This window comes from Anabaena catenula FACHB-362 (assembly GCF_014698735.1).
GTDB classification, from domain to species: domain Bacteria; phylum Cyanobacteriota; class Cyanobacteriia; order Cyanobacteriales; family Nostocaceae; genus Anabaena; species Anabaena variabilis_A.
Genome location: NZ_JACJTQ010000099.1, coordinates 1 through 4334 on the forward strand (window position 1 = coordinate 1; position 4334 = coordinate 4334).

General features: G+C 41.5%; 2 protein-coding genes. Both read right to left on the reverse strand.

Annotated features, from left to right (window positions below; all coding sequences use genetic code 11):
- Positions 1-63 precede the first annotated feature (63 nt).
- Entirely contained in the window at positions 64-1758 is a 1695-nt protein-coding gene (locus tag H6G68_RS26580) for a caspase family protein (RefSeq protein WP_190909321.1), read from the reverse strand.
- 117 nt (positions 1759-1875) lie between these two features.
- Entirely contained in the window at positions 1876-4053 is a 2178-nt protein-coding gene (locus H6G68_RS26585; protein ID WP_190909322.1) for a caspase family protein, read from the reverse strand.
- Between the last annotated feature and the right edge of the window lie 281 nt (positions 4054-4334).

Here is a 4334-nt window from a genome sequence, read left to right on the forward strand (position 1 = left end):
GTGAGGATTGCTCTGAATATATTCAAATATACTGCCCATAACGTCTTACCAAAAAATACACTTTTATATTCTTATACCATAATTTAATTCTTTTTCGGAGATGTCTATTACTGCATCAATAAATAGTATTTTGTGTGCAGCCGGAATAGATGCTACTAACTCGTGTAGATTTCTAATACTAATGGAATTAGTAGTTAAATTTCTTTCTTCATTGACATGAGTATCAAAAATTAATAAATTTCCTGCCTGTTCATGACAACTGAAGTGAATTACTATATTGTCAAGGAATTTAACTTGGTTCTGAAGCTCGTTAATTTTTTTTAAGATGTTTTCATAAGTTGCCTCAGCATCAGCAAGCATTGTGGTATTGAAGTTATATTTATTCGACAAAACATCATTTAAAATTTGAATGTCGTTCACACAACCCCGCAAAGAGGGTATTTTACCACCAGAATTATAATCATTAATTCCAATCAATAGAGCGTAACGTTTACCAATTCCTGGTTGCATCCATGAAACTAACTTACTAACCCAAGCAGCTTTATCATCACCAGGTTGCTGAGTTAAAAATAACTCAAGTGCAAGTATTGCTTTATCCGGTTTACCTTGCTTAATGTAGGCAATGCCAAGATAGTAAGCGGCATCAGGGACGTTAGCCTTTGTTGCTTTCTCAAACTCCTGAATTGCCTTTACCAAATCCCCAGATGCCATCCAGGTCAAACCCAGTTGCAGATAAATTTCTGGAAATTCGTTTTTAGTAATGCCAGATAATCGAAGTGCTTCTTGCAGACGGTTACTGGCAGACTCAAAGCAACTTGGATCATCGAGCTTCATTCCCAATTGGTAGAGTTGACAGCCGATTTCATACTGCTCATGAGCAGAAATTCCAGCTGTGATTGCAATTGGTAGATTACGATCAAAGGGATTGCTACCAATGCAAGGATGTTGATGATTATCCGTAGCTTTCCGCACGTTCTCACGTACATATTCAAACAGTTCACCCACTGTCACAATTCCATTTCGGGGCTTAGAATCTGCTGCTCCCCGCATCCCCTCTAACAGATAATGGGTGAATACACCATGACCTCCTCCCCACTTTTTATCCTCAAAAGAAACTTGACTCGCTTCTGCTGAAGTCAGTAAAGCTACACCACCTCTCGATTTTCCTACCTCTTGCAGGTAACTGTTTACTACTCCTGAGTTGTTCTCTGCATTTCTGCGGCCAATCCCCCCGCCGATCGCGGCACTGTGACAAGTATCCGCAATGATGATCACTCGCTCTGCTAACAAGTTTTCTTTTAAAGATAGGTCAACCTCTCGCATCGGGAGTGCCGTTCCAGAAATGTCTCTAGGATCAGTATCGTGGGTTAGCAAGTAAACAATATTGGGGCGATCAATATCTGGTGCGCCATGAGAAGCAAAATAGATCAATACGATATCTTCACGCGCAGGCTTTTTCAAGAAACTGCGTAACGCTCGTGTGATGTTTGCAGTAGTCGCATCCTCGTTAATTAACTTGACAATATGGTCTGCTTCAAAACCGCCGCCCGAAGGAGTTTGCAGCAGCTTTGCCAGTTCTTCTGCATCGCGATCAGCATACTTAAGATTCAGGCTCTCATGCTTATACTTAGAGATGCCAACGATGATCGCCCAGCGATCGACATAAGTTGCATAAGAAGTGGGAATTGCTACTCCTAAACCCCGATTTTGAGAGTCTTCAGATGAATTTGTATTATTCTCGATAACATTTTCATTCATTTTCTGATCAAATTTTTTACAACTGTTTGATATAAAAGCATCCAGCAAGAATCAGAGGAGCTAAGATTAGCCCATTATCCTTGCGGGAATAAGTAACAGCGTTGAGATACCGTTTGATTATTTGGTGACGGTCAAGCTTATCTGTGTTGTTGTCCACTCGCGGCTGGGAGATGCAGCTACAGACAACTTTCTAGTTGGCGGTTGCTCCGGATCAATTGCAGCGAAGAGAGCATCTAACGGATTACCAGAACGAGTTAATCCTTTAGGCCCAAGTTCTTCATCAAGTGAGGGTAGTTCTAGCCAACGGAAGTTTGCTTGGTCAACGGTAGCAAAAACTTTTACATTATCTTCACCTGCCGAACCTGCTGGAATTGCTACAACCTCTTTTCTATCTGCCTCAATTGTGACAAAATTTTCTCTTCCCCCTGGGTAAATTTGCTGTACTGACCAATCAGAAGCAAGATCTAGAACAGCAACATTGAGGTCTTGCGAAGAAGTATTATGAATTGACAGGAATACATATTCACCTGATTTTACAGTGGCGTTACTGGGATCGGCAAACTTTTTCAACTGAGATTTAGGTGGAATCTCATCTCCTTCCCCATAAACATCTGATGTACCTAGCCACTCAAGTGTTAGCTTACCTGCCAGAGGCGAGGCTTTATCCCTGTTATCTAACTCTGCTGTAGCGTGATATTTGGCTAGATGGACTAACCGTTTCACGGCTGTTGCAGCAGCATTAGGGTCACTTATTTTTACAGGAGCGATATTTTTATATGGATGTCCACCGCGATCGCATATTTCATATTCTCCCTTATTATTGACAGCAACTTGATAAGCAACTCCCTCAAAATCATCCTCAGTTACTTTTTCTTCTGCTAACTCTACCCAACCATTACCATTTTCAGGAAGAGCTTGTTTGAGTGACTGTAAAGCGTTCGCTTGCTGTTTAAAGATTTCAGGCAGAAGTTTGTTAACTGGTACTTTACCAGGTTCAGCCAATTCTGCTTCTGTTGCTTGTTCTTGATTAAATAGGGAAACTTTGCGAACCAGATTAATTGAAGGAGAAACTAAAACAGCTTGATCTCCATCTTCAACCTTAATCTCTTTGCCCTTAATTGGTTTAAGCTGGCACAGAGATTCAGTTGCTCCCCTTTGAATGATTGTGGCGATCGCTGTCCGATTTTCTTTAATTCTTAAATCAGTTAAAGTACGAGGATAGATCGCAAATTCTGCTCCTTTACCAACACCATTTACCTGTCCCACCCCTAACTTTGCCTGTATTTCACCTGTCTGTGCATCTTTCTCCACCTTCAAAACTGGAACTGCATAAACAGTTTCAGCAAACTCATCGCCAAAAATAATCCGATTTACCTCACCTATTGAGATGGGAGTTTGTTGTGGGAATTGGCTGTGTATTTTAGCGTTGATGCGCTCGAACAAATCCTTATAAGTTTGTCCAGGGTTTTGTTGTCTTAAAGTATCTAGCAACCAATAAGTGAGCGCACCGTTGCGTTCTTTGGTTTCCCGATTAAACGCATACTCGTAAGCAAACTCATTCTGACGACAGGCTGCTAGTAGCACATAATCTCTGGCCGCACGTAGTCCAGAGGGTTTTAGTCCACGAGGTGTTTCTTCAGTGACCGAGCGCCAAGTTTCTGCTAGCGTCTCTACAGGTGCGACAAGTTCTTGACCAGGTTGCAGAGGTTTATCATCAACGCCCTCACCCCCTCGAATTTCTACATCCCCTCGCGTTGCACCCCCAGAGTGACAACAATCCAATACGACCGTAACTGTTAGTTTTTTATCTACCAATTCCTTTAACAATTGTCTCAGGTCGAGATCGCGGAGATACTGTCCTTCAGAAGTGCCAATATCTGTAGGGACTAATCCTTCATCAATGCCATCATCACCTTTAATCGATGGAAAAACTGTCTTTGCCCGTCCACCGTGTCCAGAGTAGTGGATATATACCTGCGAGCCTTCTGGAGCCATTTTCTTCAGCTTTCTGAAGAAATCGATCATATTCTGGCGAGTAGGTAGTTTTTCCGGGGTGTCTTTCTCTAGTGGTTTGCTTGGTTCGTTCGGGTCGCTAATAGAAGCTGTCAGCTTCAAAATCTGTTCTTTTGGAACTTTCCGCTCATTAATTAGAAAAGCTTCTACATGATTAATATCTCGTACACATCCCCCCAGACTTTTGTAAAGACTACCATCAGGTAATCTGTTGGGCATATACGAGTCAATCCCGATTAATAGTGCGTACAAGTTTGCTGTTTGAGAAATTTCGTCAGCCATATAACTCCTTAATTTTTAGATAAAAATGGCTAATCTAGCCATTTTTATGAGCTTTAATCTGCATCCTTCCAGAAACCTAATCCTATTAAGCTAATACGCTTTTAAATTGCATAACTCTACTCCCCAGAAAGAGGCGGGGACACACAGATGCAATTTGAATGACGATTACAATACCAATACTATAGCCAAATTACGAGGGTTAAACGGCTGTAGAAGCATTGTGAATACGACCAAAAGAGGTGAGTTTGGCAAAAATCTGGGATAATAAAATAGGCTCAGGC

Excerpts from the sequence above, each read along its gene's own strand:
- H6G68_RS26585 (WP_190909322.1), bottom strand. The coding sequence starts at position 4,053 with ATGGCTGACGAAATTTCTCAAACAGCAAACTTGTACGCACTATTAATC.
- H6G68_RS26580 (WP_190909321.1), bottom strand. The coding sequence starts at position 1,758 with ATGAATGAAAATGTTATCGAGAATAATACAAATTCATCTGAAGACTCT.